This is a genomic window from Desertibacillus haloalkaliphilus, assembly GCF_019039105.1.
GTDB classification, from domain to species: Bacteria; Bacillota; Bacilli; order Bacillales; family KJ1-10-99; genus Desertibacillus; species Desertibacillus haloalkaliphilus.
Map to the genome: position 1 here is coordinate 1 of NZ_JAHPIV010000031.1, position 5,458 is coordinate 5,458.

Annotated in this window: 4 protein-coding genes; 2 read left to right on the top strand and 2 right to left on the bottom strand. The window is 40.2% G+C overall.

The features are described from left to right. Positions 1-168: 168 nt before the first annotated feature. The gene (locus tag KH400_RS20595) at positions 169-1,218 is read right to left on the bottom strand and encodes a TRAP transporter substrate-binding protein (protein ID WP_217227854.1); all 1,050 of its coding nucleotides are present in this window, start codon (positions 1,216-1,218) and stop codon (positions 169-171) included. Positions 1,219-1,563: 345 nt separating this feature from the next. On the opposite strand from KH400_RS20595, the gene KH400_RS20600 reads away from it, so the two are divergent. Together KH400_RS20600 and KH400_RS20605 are read left to right on the top strand one after the other, a co-directional pair. Then, a complete protein-coding gene (locus tag KH400_RS20600) occupies positions 1,564-2,409 on the top strand; it encodes a MurR/RpiR family transcriptional regulator (protein WP_217227856.1) in 846 nt (281 codons plus the stop codon). An 18-nt stretch (positions 2,410-2,427) separates the two neighbouring features. After that, the gene (locus tag KH400_RS20605) at positions 2,428-3,972 is read left to right on the top strand and encodes a gluconokinase (RefSeq protein ID WP_217227858.1); all 1,545 of its coding nucleotides are present in this window, start codon (positions 2,428-2,430) and stop codon (positions 3,970-3,972) included. Positions 3,973-4,181: 209 nt separating this feature from the next. On the opposite strand, the gene KH400_RS20610 is transcribed toward KH400_RS20605, so the two are convergent. Beyond that, positions 4,182-5,093, bottom strand: a complete 912-nt coding sequence (locus KH400_RS20610) for a dihydrodipicolinate synthase family protein (RefSeq protein ID WP_217227860.1) — start codon at positions 5,091-5,093, stop codon at positions 4,182-4,184. Positions 5,094-5,458 lie beyond the last annotated feature (365 nt).

The window sequence follows — 5,458 nt, forward strand, 5'->3', positions numbered from 1 at the left end:
TCCCCCTCAAATAAATGTTGTTCTATCTTTGTGATGTTATGGTTATTTTTAAAAGTAACACAAAACTATTTACCTTCTACACACGTCGAAGATCGACACTTTTGTGTCACTTTTATTGGAAAAAGAGGGCTTGAGGACTCATCCTCAAGCCTCCCTTATCTGTTTTCATTATTGTTGTGCAGCTTCAATTGCTTCGTATACTTCATTTACTAGGTCTTCACCGATACGCTCAGCATATTCTGCAATTGCTGGTTGTACCGCTTCAACCATACGCTCACGCTCTTCGTCAGAGATTTGTGTTACTGTCATGCCTTCTTCTTCTAAGCTGTTCACATACTCTGCATTTGCTTCACGGTTAAGTTCACGTTGGAATTGGCCTGCTTCAATCGCTGCATCACGAACGATTTGTTGGTGCTCGTCTGATAAAGCATCAAAGAACGGCTTGCTCATTAAGAAAACAAATGGGCTGTATACGTGTCTAGTGTCAGAAACGTAATCTTGAACTTCATAGTAACCTTCTAAGTAAATCGTAGCCATTGGGTTTTCTTGCCCATCAACTGTTCCTTGTTGCATCGCTGTAAATAATTCAGTAAATGCCATTGGTGTTGGGTTTGCACCTAACGCACGGAACGCATCTAAGTGAAGGTCATTTTCCATCGTACGAAGTGTTAATCCATCAAAGTCATCTAATGTTTCGATCGCTCTTGTACTATTTGTTACATTACGGAAACCATTTTCCCAATACGCTAAACCAACTAAGTTTTGGTCATCAAGCATACCAAGGAGCTGTTGTCCAACTTCACCGTCTAATACTTCATCCGCAACTTCATTACTTGGGAATAAGAATGGGAAGTCAAAGATTGTAAATTCAGAGACAAAGTTCGCGATTGGTGCCGTAGATGGAACCGTTACTTCCTGAGAACCTAATTGTAATGCTTCCATCATTGAACGGTCATCACCTAGTTGTCCACTGTGATACGTCTCAACAACGAGTTCACCGTTTGTTTCTTCTTCAACGATTTCTGCAAAACGCTCTAATCCTTTGTACTGTGGATGCTCACTGTTTAACCCGATCCCTGCACGAATCGTTTGAACTTCACCACTTGCAGCGCCTTCATCTACAGGCTCGTCTGTCGCTGGTGCATCATCAGCACCGCCACATGCAGCTAATACAAGTGCCATTGAACCAACTAAAAATCCAGTTAATTTCTTTTTCATGATTCTTTCCCCCATTATTGTAAGTGTTATCTATTGAAAGAGTTGATTAGAATTGCCTTTCAACTCACTTCAATCATCAATCAAATCATTTTCATTTTGTTACTATAGCTTATCCATGTTCTAATGAATCTGCGATAAACTCAAGTAACCGTTTTCATCCTTAACCTAAATAAAAAACTTTTTCACCCTCCATTCTTAATAGCGCTTGTTCGAAATAATCTTTCTTACACTTTTCATTATATGATAAAAAATTTCTTTTACAAGACTTTTTTCGAAAAAATATTTTTTTCATTGAAGAATTACTTTAGAATAGTGTTAGAACGGTAATCAGGAGGGACAATAACGATGACAGGTCTTTGTATTCCGAAAATAAAGGGAACCTACCCACAGTTTAGCGATAAAGAAAAAAAAATTGCTGATTATATACTCGAGAACCCAAATAACATTATCCATTTAACGATCAGTCAAATGGCTGATGACCTAGGTGTTGCTGAGGCAACAATCTTTAGATTTTGCAAACGAATTGGATTTAAAGGCTATCAAGCAATGAAAATCGCACTCGCTTCTGAAGTCGTTAATCAGATGCAGGACATCCATGAAACGATTCATGAGGGAGATGATGAGAAAACCGTCGCGGAAAAAGTTTTTAAATCAAATATCAAGACCTTAGAAGAAACACTTCAAGTGATTGAAAGTGAACCATTTAAAACAGCTGTCGATGCCCTACTTCAGGCACGTAGAATTGAATTTTACGGTAGCGGAGGGTCTGGTATTATCGCATTGGATGCACACCATAAATTCATTAGGACTGGTATTCCAACGGCTGCCTATATGGATTCTCACTTTCAACTTATGTCTGCTTCTCAGTTGACAGATGAAGATGTTGTCGTCTTATTATCTCACTCAGGCACAAGTCGCGATATCCTCCAAGCCCTTGAAGTTGCCAAAGAACACAGCGTACGAACGATCGGCATTACCACATTAGCAAAATCACCATTAAGTGAAGGTGTTGACATCCCATTATATACCGTATCTGAGGAAACCGAATTCAGGTCAGAGGCACTTGCCTCGCGCCTCGCTCAATTAAGTATCATTGATGCACTCTTTGTTAATGTAAGCATCGGACGCAAGGATGTAATGAAAACATCATTACAAAATATGAGAGAAGCGATTTCTCTTAAGCGAATTTAAGAAAGGAAGAAAACAATAATGATCGATATGATATATGTCATTGGCTTAGATATTGGAACAACAAGTACGAAGGCGGTTTTATTTAAAATGGACGGATCTGTCGTTGCCGAAAGTGAAAGCGCTTATCCTGTATATCATCCACACCCTTCATGGGTCGAACAAGATCCGTTTGAAATTGAAGCAGCCGCAATCGAAGCACTACAAACAGTTATTTCAAAAGGAGCGATACCTTCTCAGCAAATTGCTTCCGTCGGTATTTCATCAGCGATGCACTCATTGATTTGTATGGATGAAAACCAGTCTCCCCTTTCAGCTTCTCTTACATGGGCAGATGGACGGAGTGTTGAACAAGCCGAACAACTCCAACGTGGAAAAGGGAAAGCAGTTTACTTAAATACAGGGACACCGATACACCCAATGTCCCCGCTCGTCAAATTAATTTGGATGAAAGAAAACAAATACGAGCCGTATAAAAACGCAGCAAAATTTATTTCGATTAAAGAGTTTTTATTGCAACGTTGGTTCGGACAATATGTCGTCGATTACTCCGTTGCCTCTGCTACTGGATTATTTAATATTCATACGTTTACCTGGGAAGCTGAAGCTCTGCAACTCGCAGGAATTTCGGAAGATCAATTATCAACGCCAGTCCCCCCTACCTACGTCTGTGAAGGATTGAAAGATGAGATTGCCACGCAAATTGGCATCCGCTCTGACCTACCGTTTGTGATCGGTGCCAGTGACGGTCCTCTTGCGAATTTAGGGATTGGTGCGATTTCACCTGGTGACGTCGCCATGACTATCGGTACAAGTGGCGCGATTAGACAAATGGCCGCTAAACCTAAAACAGATGAGCTTCAGGAAATCTTCTGTTATGGATTAACGAAGGACTTATGGATTATGGGCGGTCCAACGAATAATGGCGGAATTGTTCTCCAATGGATGAAGGAAGTCATTGGAGAACATGAAACGCAAATCGCAAAACAGAAAGGTATCAGCGCATTTGAGGTCTTAACGGATCTAGCCAAAGATGTACGTGCTGGCTCCGATGGGGTATTGTTTTTACCGTTTCTTAATGGGGAACGAGCACCTTATTGGGATGCAAATGCAAGAGGAAGCTTCGTTGGCCTATCTTTAGCACACAAGAAAGAACACCTCGTCCGCGCCAGCATGGAAGGTGTAATCTTTAGTATGTTTAGTGTTGGTGAAGCACTGGAGCGCCTCGCTGGAAAACCAGTGAATCTATTTGCTAGTGGCGGCTTTGCCCGTTCTTCATTATGGTTACAAATTGTCGCTGATCTCTTCGGTCACGAAGTCAAAGTACCAGAAAGCCATCAAAGCTCGGCATGGGGAGCAGCATGGCTAAGCTTAGTTGCGATCGGTAAAGCACAATCATTAGCGGATATAAAACACTACATCCCTATGAAAGATACGTTTACCCCAGATCTCGCAAATCACAAAACGTATCAAGAACTCTATCTAACATACCGTAATCTTTATGATGCATTAAAACCGAACTTTGAAACACTCGCCAATTTCCAACGAAATCAAAACTTATCCTAAAGACAAAAACGAGATGGATGAAAGGGTGATCTACACCTTTTTCATCCATCCCCATTTTAATGTGTGAGTGCTAGCTGAAATTCATTGGCTTTTCAACAAAAAGAGAGGCGTCTCCAACTCCGCAACTGAAACCACCAGGACTAAGGACAATAAAACATTGAACCCAACTGAGGTGAGCAGTTACTATCAGCCATCTCCTCTCTGATTTTTTATAATAAGTCAGCTTTTTGTAAGATCTCTTTTAATTGGAGTTTTTTCTCTTCCGTTAAAGGACGTGCCGGTGGTAGCACATACGTCGAAGAGATCTCAATTCCACGAAGTTTCATTGCCTCTTTAACGACATTTACAAATGGACTATCAAGCTTATACATCAAAGGTAAATAAGCTAGTCGTTGGTGTAATTCGATCGCTTTTTCATAGTTTCCTTGTTTATATGCCTGATAGATTCCAATTTGTAATTCAGGTGCAAAGTTTCCACTTGCTGAGATCGCTCCATCTCCACCTAATGTTAGTGTATTTAACAAATGGTCATCAAAACCACATAATACACTGAAGTGAGGGTACTTCGCCTTGACCGTTAAAATCATTTCACGAATGTGTCCTGCTGTGTCAACAGTTTCTTTAATTCCTACAATATTCGGGTACTTTTCGACTAATGACAGAACAAACCCCGGTGTTAAATCTTGCCCGGTTAACCCTGGAAAATTATATAGTAAAATTGGTAAATCGGTATTCTCAGCAATTTCAGCATAATGCTGGAATAAATTATCATCAGATAGCGGCCAATAATATGGATTAATGACAACGACAGCATCTGCACCCACTTGTTTACTATGTTGATTTAACTCAATTACTTCTCGAGTACTGACACTACCTGTTCCAATTAAAACGGGTACGCGTCCGTTCACGTATTCAGTTGCAAACGAAGCTACTTCTTTACGCTCATCAACAGTCATTTGACTAAATTCCCCACCCGTTCCGAGGAAGAATAGGCCATCAACACCATCTGAAATTAACTTGTCAATTACGACCTTCATACTCTCTTGGTCAAGTTTTCCGTTTTCTGTAAATAATGTTGAAACTGGTGGGATCAACCCACGAAAAGTTGCTTGATTATTCATATGTCCCCTGCTCCTTTAGCTTTTTTCTTTTGGTCAACTTTTGCTCTCACATCTTGGTTAAACAGATAGGTCGGGTAGTAACCCGATAATACATCGGCAACATTTTGAGCCGTTTTACGTTTTTAGCACAGCCTGTAACTCTTCAGGTACAAGTGTGTAAAAAAATCAAAATCAGTAACGACAACTTTAAAATTTGGCCATGCTGTTCAGCTCCTTTTAGTGGTATATATAGAGAAGGTTGTCTTTGAAAGTATAACCTGCAAAGACAACCTTTCGTACTCTTTTAAGTTAGCCACTTAATGACACTAAGAACAAGGTCAATTGTGGAATAAAGATAATCACGAGTAATGTCAGTAACATGGCAA

What these genes read in the sequence shown, in the direction of transcription:
- KH400_RS20595 (WP_217227854.1), bottom strand. Translation starts at nt 1,218, where the DNA reads ATGAAAAAGAAATTAACTGGATTTTTAGTTGGTTCAATGGCACTTGTA.
- KH400_RS20600 (WP_217227856.1), top strand. Translation starts at nt 1,564, where the DNA reads ATGACAGGTCTTTGTATTCCGAAAATAAAGGGAACCTACCCACAGTTT.
- KH400_RS20605 (WP_217227858.1), top strand. Translation starts at nt 2,428, where the DNA reads ATGATCGATATGATATATGTCATTGGCTTAGATATTGGAACAACAAGT.
- KH400_RS20610 (WP_217227860.1), bottom strand. Translation starts at nt 5,093, where the DNA reads ATGAATAATCAAGCAACTTTTCGTGGGTTGATCCCACCAGTTTCAACA.